Origin of the sequence: Niallia sp. FSL W8-0951 (assembly GCF_038006525.1) — a bacterium.
GTDB lineage: Bacteria > Bacillota > Bacilli > Bacillales > Cytobacillaceae > Niallia > Niallia circulans.
In genome coordinates, this window is the sequence record NZ_JBBOVK010000002.1 from 379,408 (window position 1) to 395,453 (window position 16,046).

17 protein-coding genes are annotated in these 16,046 nt (G+C 34.2%); 6 read left to right on the top strand and 11 right to left on the bottom strand.

All coding sequences use genetic code 11. The features are described 5' to 3' along the window. Window positions 1-248: 248 nt before the first annotated feature. Window positions 249-1,466 (top strand): MFS transporter, encoded by a 1,218-nt coding sequence (locus NSS71_RS21780; RefSeq protein ID WP_047941770.1) that lies wholly within the window; start codon window positions 249-251, stop codon window positions 1,464-1,466. Window positions 1,467-1,557: 91 nt separating this feature from the next. Continuing rightward, window positions 1,558-1,794 (top strand): hypothetical protein, encoded by a 237-nt coding sequence (locus NSS71_RS21785; RefSeq protein ID WP_047941771.1) that lies wholly within the window; start codon window positions 1,558-1,560, stop codon window positions 1,792-1,794. Here the strand turns inward: NSS71_RS21785 and NSS71_RS21790 are convergent. Then, entirely contained in the window at window positions 1,778-2,680 is a 903-nt protein-coding gene (locus NSS71_RS21790; protein WP_047941772.1) for a LysR family transcriptional regulator, read from the bottom strand. The genes NSS71_RS21785 and NSS71_RS21790 overlap by 17 nt on opposite strands. A gap of 111 nt (window positions 2,681-2,791) precedes the next feature. Here NSS71_RS21790 and NSS71_RS21795 point away from each other — a divergent pair, with 111 nt between their 5' ends. The 4 genes from NSS71_RS21795 to NSS71_RS21810 all read left to right on the top strand — a co-directional run bounded on the left by NSS71_RS21795 (window position 2,792) and on the right by NSS71_RS21810 (window position 6,797). Next, complete coding sequence (locus tag NSS71_RS21795) at window positions 2,792-3,460, top strand: O-methyltransferase (RefSeq protein WP_235844521.1); 669 nt, start codon at window positions 2,792-2,794, stop codon at window positions 3,458-3,460. A gap of 249 nt (window positions 3,461-3,709) precedes the next feature. Then, on the top strand, window positions 3,710-4,432 hold the full coding sequence (locus NSS71_RS21800) for an AzlC family ABC transporter permease (protein WP_341152035.1): 723 nt from the start codon (window positions 3,710-3,712) through the stop codon (window positions 4,430-4,432). Beyond that, complete coding sequence (locus tag NSS71_RS21805) at window positions 4,429-4,755, top strand: AzlD domain-containing protein (RefSeq protein WP_047941775.1); 327 nt, start codon at window positions 4,429-4,431, stop codon at window positions 4,753-4,755. The genes NSS71_RS21800 and NSS71_RS21805 overlap by 4 nt, the downstream gene beginning before the upstream one ends. 392 nt (window positions 4,756-5,147) lie before the next feature. Beyond that, window positions 5,148-6,797, top strand: a complete 1,650-nt coding sequence (locus tag NSS71_RS21810) for a glutamine--tRNA ligase/YqeY domain fusion protein (protein WP_047941776.1) — start codon at window positions 5,148-5,150, stop codon at window positions 6,795-6,797. 63 nt (window positions 6,798-6,860) lie between these two features. Here the strand turns inward: NSS71_RS21810 and NSS71_RS21815 are convergent, their stop codons facing one another. The 10 genes from NSS71_RS21815 to lanKC all read right to left on the bottom strand — a co-directional run bounded on the left by NSS71_RS21815 (window position 6,861) and on the right by lanKC (window position 16,035). After that, the gene (locus tag NSS71_RS21815) at window positions 6,861-9,581 is read right to left on the bottom strand and encodes a tetratricopeptide repeat protein (RefSeq protein WP_095322584.1); all 2,721 of its coding nucleotides are present in this window, start codon (window positions 9,579-9,581) and stop codon (window positions 6,861-6,863) included. 908 nt (window positions 9,582-10,489) lie between these two features. Continuing rightward, window positions 10,490-12,199: an ABC transporter ATP-binding protein gene (locus NSS71_RS21820; protein WP_341152036.1), complete on the bottom strand. Its 1,710-nt coding sequence runs from the start codon at window positions 12,197-12,199 to the stop codon at window positions 10,490-10,492. 81 nt (window positions 12,200-12,280) lie between these two features. Next, on the bottom strand, window positions 12,281-12,400 hold the full coding sequence (locus NSS71_RS21825; RefSeq protein WP_201781388.1) for a class III lanthipeptide: 120 nt from the start codon (window positions 12,398-12,400) through the stop codon (window positions 12,281-12,283). 36 nt (window positions 12,401-12,436) lie between these two features. Beyond that, window positions 12,437-12,556, bottom strand: a complete 120-nt coding sequence (locus NSS71_RS21830) for a class III lanthipeptide (protein ID WP_201781389.1) — start codon at window positions 12,554-12,556, stop codon at window positions 12,437-12,439. Between the two features lie 36 nt (window positions 12,557-12,592). Next, window positions 12,593-12,712: a class III lanthipeptide gene (locus NSS71_RS21835; protein WP_201781390.1), complete on the bottom strand. Its 120-nt coding sequence runs from the start codon at window positions 12,710-12,712 to the stop codon at window positions 12,593-12,595. 36 nt (window positions 12,713-12,748) lie between these two features. Next, window positions 12,749-12,868 (bottom strand): class III lanthipeptide, encoded by a 120-nt coding sequence (locus NSS71_RS21840; protein WP_201781392.1) that lies wholly within the window; start codon window positions 12,866-12,868, stop codon window positions 12,749-12,751. A gap of 36 nt (window positions 12,869-12,904) precedes the next feature. Then, complete coding sequence (locus NSS71_RS21845) at window positions 12,905-13,024, bottom strand: class III lanthipeptide (protein ID WP_201781389.1); 120 nt, start codon at window positions 13,022-13,024, stop codon at window positions 12,905-12,907. A 36-nt stretch (window positions 13,025-13,060) separates the two neighbouring features. Then, complete coding sequence (locus NSS71_RS21850; protein WP_201781392.1) at window positions 13,061-13,180, bottom strand: class III lanthipeptide; 120 nt, start codon at window positions 13,178-13,180, stop codon at window positions 13,061-13,063. Between the two features lie 37 nt (window positions 13,181-13,217). Further along, window positions 13,218-13,340, bottom strand: coding sequence for a class III lanthipeptide (locus NSS71_RS21855; protein WP_201781393.1), 123 nt, complete (start codon window positions 13,338-13,340; stop codon window positions 13,218-13,220). A gap of 91 nt (window positions 13,341-13,431) precedes the next feature. Further along, a complete protein-coding gene (lanKC, locus tag NSS71_RS21860) occupies window positions 13,432-16,035 on the bottom strand; it encodes a class III lanthionine synthetase LanKC (protein ID WP_144580207.1) in 2,604 nt (867 codons plus the stop codon). Window positions 16,036-16,046 lie beyond the last annotated feature (11 nt).

The following is a 16,046-nucleotide window of genomic DNA, read 5'->3' on the forward strand; positions in this document are numbered from 1 at the left end:
AATCGCTATTAACGCTTTAATAAAGACTTTTATCCAACAATGGAGAGCTTCTTTAAGTTGTTTATTGGAAATAATAATCCAAAATACTTTCATTTATGTAAATTTTACGTTAAACTAATATTTAGTTAAACGAAATTTATTGTGCATTTACCAACAATCTCCTCATTCCTCCTTTCGTACTCCATCCGTTTTAGATGGAGGAAACCTTAATAAAATCTCTACTATATTAGAAAGAAGTGTTTTACAAAATGGAAACCCAAAAATATTCAAAACGAAACTTAGGAATCATGTGGTTCGCTAACTTTTTTATAAGTGCCTGCATGACTATGGTTCTCCCATTTTTATCGCTTTATATTGAATCATTTGGTCAATATTCACCTGAATTTGTGCAGCATTGGTCGGGGCTTTGTTTCTCTGTGACCTTTGTAGCAGCTTTCTTGTTTTCACCGATATGGGGAAAAATTGGCGATAAATTTGGGAGAAAAACGATTCTTATCATTTTAGCAATCGGCTTAGGCATTTCCATCTTTCTGATGAGTTTTGCCAATTCTGTATGGGAAGTCTTTATTCTTCGTTTTTTCACGGGATTTTTCACAGGATTTATCCCAATGTCACAAGCATTTATCTCCACTCAAACTCCCAAAAAAACTGCTGGTAAGGTATTAGGAACCTTACAGACAGGAAGTATTACTGGCGCATTGATTGGTCCGTTACTTGGAGGAGTATTAGCAGATAGTTTCGGCTATGCGGCAACTTTCCGATTTACTTCTCTTGCTATCTTTATATCTGCAATTCTAGTATTTACAACAAAAGAGTTTGTCCTGCCTGCTCAAAAGGGCACGAAAAGCAGCTATACAAGCAGAGAGGTATTAGCCTATATTCTAAAAAACCCTGTATTCATTACCGTTCTGCTTATCTCAGCCTTTATACAAATTGCCCATTTCAGCATCCAGCCTATTCTGTCTTTATATGTCAGTAAATTGCATGGTCCAGAGAATATTGCGTTTTTCGCTGGTCTAGCTTTCTCAGCTGCAGGTTTAGGAAATTTACTAATGGCACGGAAATGGGGAGAAATGGGAGATCGATCTGGTCACCTTAAAGTACTTGTTATTCTCTTGTTTATTGCCGGAATTATCTATTTCCCGGGAGGATTTGTTAATCAATACTGGCAATTGCTGATTATCCGCTTTATTCTCGGTGTAGCAATCGGAGGCATGGTTCCTGTACGTATTGCTTATATTCGACAAGAAGTACCTATTGCTATGCAAGGAGAAGTAATGGGATATGAAACAAGTCTTCGTTTTCTCGGTAATATAATCGGTCCTGCACTTGGTGGACTAATTGCAGGTAACTTTGGGTTCTCTATGGTATTCTTTTCAACTAGTATTCTCTTATTAGCAAGCGGTATTTTCCTATTTTTAATGATGCACCGCCATCCTAAACTAGCTAAACATTCGATTTCTTAACGATTTAACGGCTGTGTAAATACTAACGATTTTTCCATTTTATGATGTATAATAAAATGGAAAAATACTTGTCATCATAAGGAGGATAACTATGGCTAAATCAAAGGCAAGAAAGAAACGCGACAAAGTGCTGCGTGAACATGGTTTTGATACAACGATGCGCAGAGGATCTTGGGGCAGCATTGTACCAATCACGAAAATAACAAAAACAAAGAAAGAACGCATGACACGAAATGAAAAGAAATATAAACAAAACCATTCTTCTAGATATGATGAGAATGGTTTTTATTTTTTGCCAATGATTTTTGGATTTAATATTCTTCTTTGACATATTTCCTGCAAATTTCAATAAAATTCTCCACCATTGCGGAGCGCTTTTCGTTTTTTCTCGTACATATTGCTATTTTATTTGTCACCCTAATATCCTTTACAAATACTCTTGCTAACTTCTTATTCTTTACATAATCTCTTATCACTATTGACGATACAAAATTAACACCATACCCCGTTAAAACAGAATGAATGGCTTCATTTATGCCATTAAATTGTAGAGCAATTTTGGGTGGAGGAACTTGATATATTTGACATAAAGAGAATAATCTTTCCCTCGTAGAACTCCCCTTTTCCCTCATTATAAAAGGTTCTTTCACAATCTCGGATAAAGTGACCTGCTTATTTGCCAATCGATGATTTGCTGATACAACAAACCATATTTCATCTTCAACTATTTCCTCAGCCAATATATTGTCATGAAAATGCTCCATCCATCCTCCCGCATACATTGCAATGTCTGCCTTGTAATGAATTAATTGATCAAATGCTGCATGCGAATTACTAGTAGTCAAATTAAATTCAATCTCTTCATTCTCAGCTTTAAAAACTGCAGCACAAGCAGGAATGACAAAATTTGCTGGCAAATAAGTTGCCGCAACAGAAAGCCTGCCTTTTCTGGACAAATAATAATCTTCTACAAAATCATCCAATTTCTGTTCATAAGAAAATAATATTTCTGCTTGTTCTGCCAATAATGATCCAAACTCTGTAAGTTTAAATTTCCTTCCATCTTTTATAAACAATGGAATACCTATTTCTTTCTCAAACTGCTTTATTTGACTAGAAACAGCTGGTTGACTAATTCTTAATAATTCTGCCGCCTTTGTAAAACTCCTATCTCTTGCAACATGATAAAACAATCTTAATCCGTGAATATTCATCCTACCCCAACCTTACATAATTATTTCTTATATAACTATAAAATATATATATTTTATTAATACGTTATGGAAGCATATACTAAAATTATAAAGAACAAGGAGATGATTAAGGTGACAGAAAATCAAGTTTGGAATGCAGTTGATCACTATTTAATTAATAGGTTACAACCACACAACACCAAAATGAAAAAATTACTTCAGAATAATAGAGATAATAATCTTCCAGAGATTGACGTAAGTCCTACTCAAGGTAAAATGCTTTGGATGCTTGCTAAAATGATGGGGGCGCACAGAATACTTGAAATAGGTACACTAGGAGGATATAGTACCACTTGGCTAGCAATGGCTCTTCCTGAAGATGGTAAAGTAATAACATTAGAAAATAATAATAATCATATTAAGGTAGCTAAAGAAAACTTTCAACTATCCGGTCTCGAGAAAAAAATCACCATTATGGAAGACAACGCTCTTACTTCTTTATCAGAGCTCCTAAAAAATAATATGGATGAATTCGATTTTATATTTATTGACGCTGACAAACCTAATAATCCCCTATACATTGATTACGCCATTAAATTAGCAAGAAAGGGAGCCGTGATTGTTGCTGACAATATTGTTCGTAACGGAGATATAGTAGCTGAAAACAGTCAAGATGAAAAAGTACTAGGAATCCGACGCTTTATCGATATCCTTTCCAAAGACTCCCGAGTAGAGTCAGTTGGAATACAAACTGTTGGGTTAAAAGGCTATGATGGTTTCATCCTTAGCTATGTAAAATAAAGTGAAACTTCTATCAGTGATGGTTTTCCTCCTCCCCCCACTAATGGTTAGTTGAACCAATCAGACCTTTACAGGCAGTTAGTTGACTCCTACCTATCTTCCTCTTGAGGAGGGAGTCTTCCTGTCCGTTAAGAGTGGAATAATCAGGAATATCCCTCCCTATTATCCCCATACAATAAGACATTGCCTAAACCTTTACGTCCTTATATAATATATGCAATTACTAATTTGCGATAAAGGGGATTGACCGTGGAAAGTATTAAAGTAGCAGAACAAGAACAACACACACTCTCCTATTTAGATGGAGTGAAAGACTGTATTCCAACCTTACTTGGTTATATCAGCATTGGCCTCGCAATGGGAGTAGTCGGTGTATCATCCGGCTTATCTATCCTGCATGTTTTCCTGCTTGCTACATTTGTTTATGCAGGGGCTTCCCAGTTTATTATTTGTGCAATGATTGCAGCTGCAAGTCCCATCAGCGCAATTATACTTACAACATTTATTGTAAATTTGCGTCACTTATTGTTAAGTTCCGCTCTAGCACCTAAATTCACCCAATATTCTATACAGAAAAACATTGGTATTGGCAGTCTTGTAACAGATGAATCATTTGGAGTAGCGATTACCAAGATTGCTAGAAAAGAGCCAGTTAATGATCGATGGATGAACGGACTAAATCTGACTGCCTACTTTGTTTGGATTGCAGCTTGTACTGTCGGAGGATATATCGGAGGGTGGTTTCCCGATCCTGAACAATTCGGATTAGATTATGCCTTGCCAGCTATGTTTATTGCATTGCTGATTATCCAGCTGCAAACAATTGAACCTACTAAACTAAAACACTATTTATTGTTAATCACATTGATGATTATCTGCATGCTTTTCTTCTCTACTTTTTTATCAAGTAGCTTAAGTGTCATTATATCAACAATCATTGTTGCTACAATTGGGGTGGTGACAGATAAATGATGAGCAATATGAGCTTTTTTCTTTTATTAATCGGCTGTACTATCGTAACCTTTATTCCAAGAGTAATTCCATTTTTAGTGGCGCGCAATTTCACGATTTCAGCACCTGTCGAAAAGTGGCTTTCCTACCTTCCAGTATGCATTTTTACTGGCTTAATTGTAGAAAGTCTTATAGGAACCACCGAAAGCAATAGTATTAGCATTAACTGGGAAGCGCTTCTTGCGACGATTCCTACGATAATTGTTGCTTTTCTTAGTAAAAGTTTATTAACTACTGTATTATTCGGAGTTGTGTGTATGGCTGTTGTGAGATTGGTATTGTAGCTATTATGTAAAAAGCTTCTTTTAGTTTATAAAAGAGGCTTTTTATTATGATGAATGCTTTTTTCTTCTGGCTCTCTCCTTATCAGCTTTCATCATTTTATGAACATCACTTTTTCGGTTTTCCTCCGCCTTATAAACAATATTCACCACTTAATAAAATGGATAACTTTAACAAAAATATCCATAACCTTACAAGAAACCATGGAAATCCATAAAAATTAACAAATTTATTGTACTTTCGTTTCCTTTCTATGAAGTTTATAATAAAATATTGGTTATATTATTGATATAATCATACTAAGATCGTTTGGATATTTTCGATAGAGACGAATGGCTAAGCTAAATATTTTATTCTAAAAGTATTCATACATATTAGAAAGGTGGCTATAATCTTGGAGATGGGCTCTAATTTTATAAAAAACATCATGAAAGAAGATTTAGAAACTGGGAAGCATGATACGGTTATCACGCGTTTTCCGCCAGAACCAAATGGATATCTGCATATTGGTCATGCAAAGTCAATTTTTATTAACTTTGGACTAGCAGATGAATTTGGAGGTAAGACAAACTTACGCTTCGACGATACAAACCCTTTAAAAGAGGACATTGAATATGTAAACTCTATTAAGGAAGATGTAGAATGGCTCGGATATGAATGGGAAAATTTATTATTTGCATCTGACTATTTCGAGGAAATGTACAACCGTGCAGTCTTATTAATAAAAAAAGGGCTCGCTTATGTTGATGATTTATCAGCCGATGAAATTCGCGAATATCGCGGAACGTTAACAGAGCCAGGAAAAGAAAGTCCTTATCGTAATCGCACAGTGGAAGAAAATCTTCAATTATTTGAGGCAATGCGCAATGGCGAATTCGGTAATGGCGAGAAGGTTCTTCGTGCAAAAATTGATATGGCTTCGCCTAATATTAACTTAAGGGATCCTGTTATTTATCGTATTGCCCATGCTACTCACCACAATACAGGCGATAAATGGTGTATTTATCCAATGTACGCATTCGCTCATCCAATAGAGGATGCAATTGAGGGCGTAACACACTCACTTTGTACAACAGAATTCGAAGATCAACGTCCTCTATATGATTGGGTTGTTCGCGAATGTGAGATGGAAAGCACGCCACAACAAATCGAATTTGGCCGTTTAAATATTACGAATACCGTAATGAGCAAACGTAAATTAAAGCTTCTTGTGGACGAAAACTATGTGGATGGCTGGGATGATCCACGCATGCCTACCATTTCTGGCTTAAGAAGAAAAGGAGTTACCCCTGAAGCAATCCGTAATTTCTGTATGGAATTAGGAATTTCAAAAGGCTCTGGTGCAGTGGACTCTGCCATGCTTGATCACTTTGTACGGGAAGATTTAAAATTAAAAGCACCTCGTACGATGGGTGTTCTAAATCCGTTAAAAGTAGTTATTACTAACTATCCGGAAGGTCAAGTAGAAATGCTAGAAGCGGAAAACAATCCAGAAAATCCGGAGATGGGCACTAGACAAATTCCATTCTCTCGTGAAATTTATATTGAACAAGAAGACTTTATGGAGAATCCTCCAAAAAAATATTTCCGCTTGTTCCCTGGTAATGAAGTGCGTTTGAAGCATGCTTACTTTATTAAGTGCGAAGAAGTAATTAAAGATGAAGAAGGAAATGTAATCGAGCTTCATTGTACGTATGATAAAGAAACAAAAAGTGGAAGTGGGTTTACTGGTAGAAAAGTAAAAGGAACATTGCATTGGGTAGAAGCATCTCAAGCTATCCCTGCGGAGTTTCGTTTATTTGAACCGCTAATTACCGATGAAGATGAGGAAATGGAAGAAGGAAAAACGTTCTTAGATTATGTAAATCCAAATTCTCTCGAAGTCATTCAAGGCTTTATTGAGCCAAATATGAAGGATGTTAAGCCACAAGATAAATTCCAATTTTTCCGCCACGGATATTTCAATGTGGATCCTAAATATACCACTTCAGAAAAGCCGGTATTTAATCGCATCGTTTCCTTGAAAAGCTCCTTTAAACTTTAAGCAATAGAATAAAGGGAGGAGAATAATCGATAAGTCGACTATTCTCCTCCCTTTTTATATGGCTTACGTCCATGTTGTTGCTGGCTTGGTAGTATTGGCAAGCCAGTCATACTGCAAGAGGCGTAGTTCGAATAACTTCAATGGGTCATGGAACAATTCTGGATTATTCTTTAATCGGTCTAATAAATTCTTATATTCTACGATATCTTTTGATTTTTCCTCAGCAAATTGCTCTAATGTCCTTTTTGGACGGACAAAGAACATTTTAATATCATTTTCCAATCCCTTTTCATAGAAATCAAAATGCTGCAATACTGCTGTCGAAACAGATGCTGCCACATCAGAAAAATCCTCTGTTTCCAGATACTTTTGATATCTTGATTGAAGCATTTTGTTATTTTGCTGAATTGCACCAAGCAGCTTCCCAGCACTCTTCAAAAATACTTGGGATGCATTAAAACGATTGAAAATATTTAATGGTTCGATGCGAAGTCCGCTTGATAACCGGCGTGCATCTCTTTTCCAATCTTCTATAATCACAAAATCACAAGATAGCTCTATTGGATGCTCCTTGTAAATTCCATTGAAGCCTTTGCTTAGCTCATTAAGGAATAGTTGGCCATCCTCTAATTGTTTATGAGCTGCTTGAATCCATTCTTCAATACTTCGATGAATTTTCGGCGATAATGTTTCATTTAAGTACTCGTTTACTCGTTTATTCATCTCTTTATTTAGAGAGATATGCATTTTACTATAATCACTATCTTCTTTTATAATATCCTTACATCCTTTTAAAATAGCTGGAATTTCCTTTTTAATTGCTTCTTGCGTTTCTATTTTTATTTCATCAAACTGCTTTGTTATTAACTCACTTTTAGAGGCTTCCATATCAATCAGTTGGTTTTTAGCTCCAGTCAGCTTGCTGACCATTTCCTCATAAAGCTGGAGTGATGCTTTTAAACTATCTTCCATATCCAATCGTTTATCCAATAGATTAGTAATTAAATCTTGAATGATAGAAATACAGCTTTGCAATCGTTCTTCATTCATCTTTCTAGCTGCAAAATGGTGGTAATAATAACGGCTAATTTCATCTAGCTGAGCTTCTCTCTCCTCTTGCTTGGAATAAATAAAGATTTTGCTATCTGGAAAATAATGCTGAATTGCAGACATCGCCTTTTGTAAACGCTTGGATGCTACTTTTTCATTATCTAAATCATCGATATAAATTAAAAATTGCAGTGTTAAAAATGGCGATTTTTCCTTCCATTGCTTTAATTGTTCATATTCCGTATAAGAAAAAACAGATCGCTCATTAATAACAAATAAGAGACTGTCAGCAAGCATAGCATAATCTGCGTAAGATGCATCTTCTACAAAAGGAGCAGTGGTAACCGTCCATCTATTTTGGTTTAAATAATGAGAAGGAGTATCTAACTGGAACACTCTCGGACTCTCCTGTTGAACAAGCAATTCTTCATAAAAATTCGTGAGTGTATCAATTAATTTTAAGCCAGAATTGGTTACTTCGTTTATTTCTAGATAGTCATTATCCTTTATCGTTAAAATCGCATTTGTATCTTCTGCTAAAACAGTCTCTCCTACTAGCTCATTAATATAGGCATTTACACCGCTGCCAGCAGATCCTACCATTAATAACTGATAATGATTCGATGGAAGAAAATCGTGTACCTTTTGGGCAAACTTCTTATCTAATGGAATATCATGCTTATCTGCCCACTCGATAATAGATTCAAATAAGTTCATAAATTGCTGGAATGATATATTTGTTTCTGTTGTTTCATTAATAACCATCTCTGCTTTTGATACAACAGATTGATCCATCGAATGTTTAAACATTTCATTCCAAGCTAAAACTGCCGATGCTGCCGATACAGTCTGTTGTCCAATTGAAGATAAGAAGTAATTGGATAAAAGAGCCGGAACAATTTCTTCCACTTCCTTAATCGAATAACTGCCATCAATTAAATGAGCGTACGCACCTTCCAAAATATGCGCCAATCCTTCTTCTCCTTCGCAAGGAACAGGTTCATAAATGCTATTAAATACCGTTACCCATGTTAGATAATAGGCTGTGTCTTCATAGTTTTTCCATAATGATATAGATAATCTCTCAAAAGTAGCAAAGTCTAACTCTTGAAGATTTTTTAAGCTTTCTATAAAGTATGCAGGCTCAAACTGCTGAATCACTCCTAAGTTGCTATAATGAATTAATGCTTCATACCATTTTAATCCATCTGTTCTTTTTCCTTCCTTAACAGCAAGCTCTACTGCCTTTTCCCAATTTTGCTGTTCTTCATAATATGATTTTGCGATAGTTGGTATATTCGCATAGTCTGGATTAGTAAGAACTAGATTATTAATAATCCCCAATGCCATTTCATGATTCCCTTTTTGAAAATATAAAGAAAATAGTTGCAAAGATATTTCTGTTTGTAAAAGCTCTGAATCTGTCACAACAGATTTATAAAAACTTTCCGCTGTTGAATATTCCTCTAATTCCAAGTATGCATCTGCTAGATTCTTCTTTGCCCATGGCTCTAATTCATTACTAATATTCTCCCATTTAAAAATTGCCGCTTCATAGTCATGGTACTGAAAATATAATTCACCTTGTGCGAAACGGATGGAGGTTAGATCTGGAACATTCTTTCTTTGTTCCGCTATATATAATTGGCCTAAAACTTCAATTGGCGACTCGTCTCTATCCTGTAAGTATCCTTCATAATACGTTTTTTCAATTAGTTTTTTTTCTAATGTCATAACTTCCCCCTGCTATTCATTTAGAGTGGTTTTTTATCATTCTAAATAATATATTTATGCTCATCCGTCATCATTATGTCTTATGTAGGCTATCCTTCATTGTAGCAAATCAGATTATTTCATGGATTTCGAAACCGATTCAATCTCTTTACAATATAATAACAGGCTAAGTAATCGTTCTGAATGGTTGGGTATTTCTTCGTGATATAAGCGAAAGCGCAGTATATTCCCTCTTTAAATCTAGGTACTATTATATTTAAGATTACTGATTCTTCTCCTCATCCTCTAGTGTCCATCGTACCTTTCTTCCCTGTTTTTTATTTATCCTCTCCGTCTTTTTACCTAGTTCACTTTCTCCTTTAACAGAGTGGGGATTATTCCAGGATAATAGCAATAGACCCTTAGATTTTAAAGGAACATACTCTTTGGAAAATAACCGCTATTCATCCTTCCTATTCTTTCCATCTATCCCGAGTAGAAGCTACAACTCCCCAATCAAATAAGAAATTATTCCCTGGAAACTAACTTATGGAAATGAAAGGGGGTTTTTCAAAACATCATGGAGGTTGTCGTTGATTATGGGAATTACACGAATAAATACAACCAACTAGTACTTAACGAGAAAAAAAGAGTCCGAGCGTCCCTCTGCTAATGATGATAATTTTTTTATATTGTTCCAAATGGAATGGGCAAGAGCTATGGCAGAACGAAAAAGACAGTGTTAGTATGCCAATAACGGTGATATGGCAGGTGAGTAATCTCTTAGAAGTTTAAGGATTAAGCAAAAATTGCTTAAGAAAAAGGAAGAATAGATCGTGGAAAAAATGTTCGAATAGCACAAAATCAACACTAAAAAACAGTAAGTAGATAAACATTTAATCTACTTACTGTAATCCCAAAACTACAAACTACACCGCAGCTGTAGAAATAAACTCTTTATATCTTTTATTCATCTCACTCATTCTTTCATGGGAACCTTCACATACAATTTCTCCATCTTCAATGAATAATACATTGTCACCTGGTTTTACTTCTTCTAGGTTATGAGTTACTTTAATCACTGTCTTATCTTTAGTAAGTTTGTTTATTGATTCCAATACTAAATTTCTAGATTCTATATCTAAGTTTGAGGTAGGTTCGTCCAATAAAATTATATCCGGGTTCTTCAAAAATAGCCTAGCTATATTTAATCTTTGTTTTTCTCCCCCTGATAATTTGTCGCCACTCTCCCCTATATTTGTATTAAGTTTGTCCTTCTGTCTATCAACAAACTCTTGTAAATTCGCATACCTTAAAGCCTCTCTTATTTTTGATTCATCAATTTGGTCTTCATCAAGACCATATAGCAAATTATCTAAAATGGTACCGCTAATTAAGGAGGAACCTTGGCTTACTATCCCAATGTTTTTTCGAAGTTCATATGTGTTCAAATGACTGATATTGATATTGTCTATTGTTATGGAACCACTTTCTGGATGATAAAACTTCTCCAATAGGTTAATTAAAGTTGTTTTCCCAGATCCTGAAGGACCAACAATCGTTAGAGACTCCCCTCGTTTAATAGTAAAGCTGATATCACTAAGCATAGGTTTATCTTTGTACCCAAAAGTAATTTGATTAAAGGATAATTCATGTAGAAATTTATACTCTGTATTACCAGTGTATTCAACTTCGTTATTATTCATTATATTATTTAAACTTTTAATTGCACCATTAGCTTTATGGTACTCTCCAATAAATCCACTAATGGAACTCATTGGGGTCATCATTTGAAAGGCATAGATTACAAACGCAATTAATGTACTTATAGTTAATGTTCCTACTGAGATTCTATATGCCCCATATCCTACCACTATTAATAAGCCTAGAATAAGTAAAAAATTCACTAAAGGAGCTACTATAGCAAAAATTTTACTTTCATATAAGTTAGCATTGTATAGTCTATCAATACACTTAAACATTAATGTTTTTTCCTGTTTTTCAGCCGTTGAAGCCTTCACCATCTTTATATTTTTAAAAGTCTCTTGCGTTTTTGAAATAAAAACAGAAGTTTCTTTTTGTTGTCTATCCCCAGTGTTCTCCATTCTCCTCATCAGAGGAAATATAATCCCAAATATAAATGGAGCAATTATTAGTACCACAACCGTTAGTTTCCAATCGAGGATAATTGTTAATGCTAATCCACCAAGTATCATTATAATTCCCGTAACTAATTTAGGGATGTGATATGTGATTAAATCTTTAACAATTTCTGTATCATTTACGATTCTACTTGATAATTCTCCGCTGTGGTAATCATCAAAAAAATCAACTTTAAAATAAATAACCTTATTGTAGATATTTTTTTGTAAATCGCGAATTACCATGTTACCAAATTTAGATATTATGTACTGATTAACTGCTTCAATTATAGATTTTATTACTAAGAATAAAACTAAACCTCCAACCATCCATAGGCTAATCTCATTCATTGAAAATTCATCAACAATATCCTTTACCAAAAGTGGGAAAAATAAAGTTGCTGCTGTAAATAAAATAGATGCAATTATAATTGTGACCAAAAGTAATTTCTTCTTTGTATCATTAATTGCTAATAGGAGCATTTTATACGCATTCAATTAAGATTCACCTCATTAATTAAGACAATAAAGCTTGATTGACCAAACTTTATTGTCTTTTACAGAAATCATTTACTAGTCTTAACAGAAGAACCAGCTTGCGTTGCTGCTTCCTTTACATTGAATACTTGCTAGGGACTTTGCTTTTAGTTGTACATCTTTTGATATAACTTCTTTTTGTAAAGATAACACCTTGTTCATTTCTCATTCCTTCTTTCTTAATAGTTTTTTTAAGAATTAACAGAAGAACCAGCTTGCGTGACTACTTCCTTTACATTGAATGCTTTTAGAGGATTTTGCTTTTAGTTGTACATCTTTTGATACCGCTTCTTTTTGTAAAGATAATACCTTGTTCATTTCTCATTCCTTCTTTCTTAATAGTATTTTTAAGAATTAACAGAAGAACCAGCTTGCATGACTACTTCCTTTACATTGAACGCTTTTAGAGGATTTTGCTTTTAGTTGTACATCTTTTGATATAGCTTCTTTTTGTAAAGATAATACTTTGTTCATTTCTCATTCCTTCTTTCTTAATAGTATTTTGTAGAATTAGCAGAAGAACCAGCTTGCGTTGCTGCTTCCTTTACATTGAATACTTGCAAGTGATTTCGCTTTTAATTGAACGTCTTTTGATACAGCTTGTTTTTGTAATGACAATACTTTGTTCATTTTTCATTCCTTCTTTCTTAATAGTTTTTTTAAGAATTAACAGAAGAACCAGCTTGCGTGACTACTTCCTTTGCATTGAATGCTTTTAGAGGATTTTGCTTTTAGTTGTACATCTTTTGATACAGCTTCTTTTTGTAAAGATAATACCTTGTTCATTTCTCATTCCTTCTTTCTTAATAGTATTTTGTAGAATTAACAGAAGAACCAGCTTGCGTTGCTACTTCCTTTACATTGAATACTCGCAAGTGATTTTGCTTTTAGTTGTACGTCTTTTGATACAGCTTGTTTTTGCAAAGATAACACTTTGTTCATTTCCCATTCCTTCTTTCTTAATAGTATTTTTTAAGAATTAACAAAAGAACCAGCTAGTATTACTTGATGGAGAACAGCCTAAACTCACAGATGACTTTAATACATCTCCATTTTTCCGTTCTTTCTTACCTATTTTTTGTAAACCAAGAACGTTTTTCATTTTTATCACCTCCTATAATAAATAATTTTCCTCATCATCTTTGAATCCTTTTATTTACATAAAATGATATATTTTACATCACGAGAGTCAATTAATTACCAGAGAAGGATAGTTCTACCTTCCTTTGCGAATTTTCCCCTATTAAGATCGAAGAATTAAATACCTTTTCTAAGTTGAGTATTGGTAACCAGGAGTAGTTTCTATTCTCTAAAATATCGTTTATTACTAACAGTAGGCCAGCAGAACCAGACATAATATCGCCAGAAAGTCTAAAGCATGAATCCCCAGGAACAAATATACAGTCATCATTCTCTAATAAATGTAGATTAAGGGTAAATAAAGCTGAGCTGACTAAACTGTTTTTATTGGTGTATTGCTCTAAGAGATTTGCAATAGCTAAAATACCAGTGGTTCCCTGAAATAATCCAGCGTTATAAAAACATTTACTTTTCGAAATTTTGCAAATTCCATCAATTTCCTTATCCCATTTCTTTATGTCTGCATTCAGCTCTAATTCAATTATAGGAATAGCCAGTCCACTTCCTCCACCAGCGAGATATGGTAAAATCCTAAAATCATCATCTATATGATACAAGCCATCGTCATCAAATACCCCTAATTTCAAGTCCTTTTCTAATGCCTTTTCTGATAATTCCAGCCACTTTTGATCCTTTGTTTTTTTATATAATGCAGTAAAATACAGGGAAACTCCTGACCAACTTGTCATGACTCCCTTATCAACCACGTCGTAATCAAAAGTAATGATAGGTGCATTAGAATTTAATTTATCTATTAATATCTCTCCAATAGAGAGACAAATATCTAGATATCTAGGATTATCATATTCGTAGCTAAGTCCTAAGTATGCCAACCCAATCCCACTTAAACCTGCTGCAAGAGAAATATCTTCCATGTTTTTAATATCAATGTCTGAATCAAATAGGGCTTTTGCCTTTTCTTGATAACCTAATTCCCATAAAACTGCAGCAATTCCCATTTTTCCAGTAAATAAGCCATTTTCTAAATGAAGTAATTGATTGATTTCTTGTTTTTCAATCCAATCTTTTACTGTTTGATTTATTCCACCGGTTCTATGTAAAGCCATTGCCGTACCAAAGCCGCCGGTCAATACATTTATTATTCCTGCTTCCATTTCATATTGACGAATATCTCCCGGTAAAAGTCTATCTTCCATTTTAACGTCTTTTAATATGGAATTCCGTAATTTTAATTTTAAGATAGATAAATCAAAATCTTGTTTTAACTGGCCATTTGTACTCAATAACTCGTCCATAGGACGTGATTGATAGAAGTCACACAGCGATTTAACTTTGTCAATTATTTTAGTCGCTTTTTCTCCAAATACAACCTGCACCCATTTACTATGAATGGTATCCAAATTCCAGGAAATATCTTGAACACTTCCAATTGGTACAAATAACTGTTTTGCTATCCTTAGTAATGCAAACCAATCACTTTGTTCTTTATTCATTTCTTGATGGCCTATATAACCAGGAGTCATTAATCCAGAAAGAGAATCATTTGTTGTGCTTGCTGTTTCAAAATCTATTAATCTTACTTTCTCTTCGGGAGTGACTATAACATTTGCAGGCTGTAAATCGCCCATTCCTACATTATGCTCATGAATTTCATGTATAGCCTCAATAAGTTGATTAATAATATTTATACATGCTTCAGTGTAAGACTCATTTTTTAGGGTAGAGCTGAAAGGGTAGTTCTTAACTAGCCACTCAGACAGTGAATCGCCTTCGATATACTCTTCTTCGATGAAATAATGCTCCCACGCACGAAAGGAACTTATTTTTTTAACTGGGAATGTTGTTTTTTCTAATTTATCAAGTATCTCACTTTCGTTTACAATCCTAGAAAATGCATCACGCCCTTGTGCATCTACCGCGGCATGAGGCCTTCCCTCTTTTAGAATGACCTTTGTATTGTTTTGTAATTTATTCTCACAGATATATACGCCACCGCCATTACTAAAATGTAGTGCCTCTTTAATATCATAATTTTCAAGGGGTGAATAAGTATCATTTTGATCCATTGCTTTGTCCATGGCTATAATTTCTGGAGGCTCTTCTACAAAGTCAGGCAGATAATAATAAGGAACCCTTTTATCTTCAATAAGTTCACCCTGTAAATTTTCTATAGCATCGACTTTTACTCCATCTATAAATGTAAATCTTGGCGCGAAGGCACCGTATCTAAAATAGACGTTAGAATCATACCATCTTTTATCATTTAGTATATACGGGCCAGGTTTTAAATGAGATAAGCTATTCTCTAGTAAACTTAATAACTCGATAAATTGATTAGTATTTACAGGATATATTGTAATAAACTTTCCTGAAGAACCTCTATCGCCATATTTGGAATCTTTCATTAGTAGCTCTGTAATACTTTTTACGTACTTAAATGATATATTTCTTTCTATCATTAACTTAGATACAATATCTAAAGTTGTTTGCGCCTCTTTCATATTCGTACTAATATGAATCTTCCAGCCCTGATTAGGTAGTTTAATGTTTCTTTCCAAAACATTTATCCAATGTTCTCCATCAATTACTATGTAGTTATCTGGTGGGCAGTCTAAATGGAGCAATCTTTGATTGTTTTCACTAGCAACATTATAATAATAGCCTTCATTTATGTACTTTATATATCTATTATCCATTAGTTCACCTC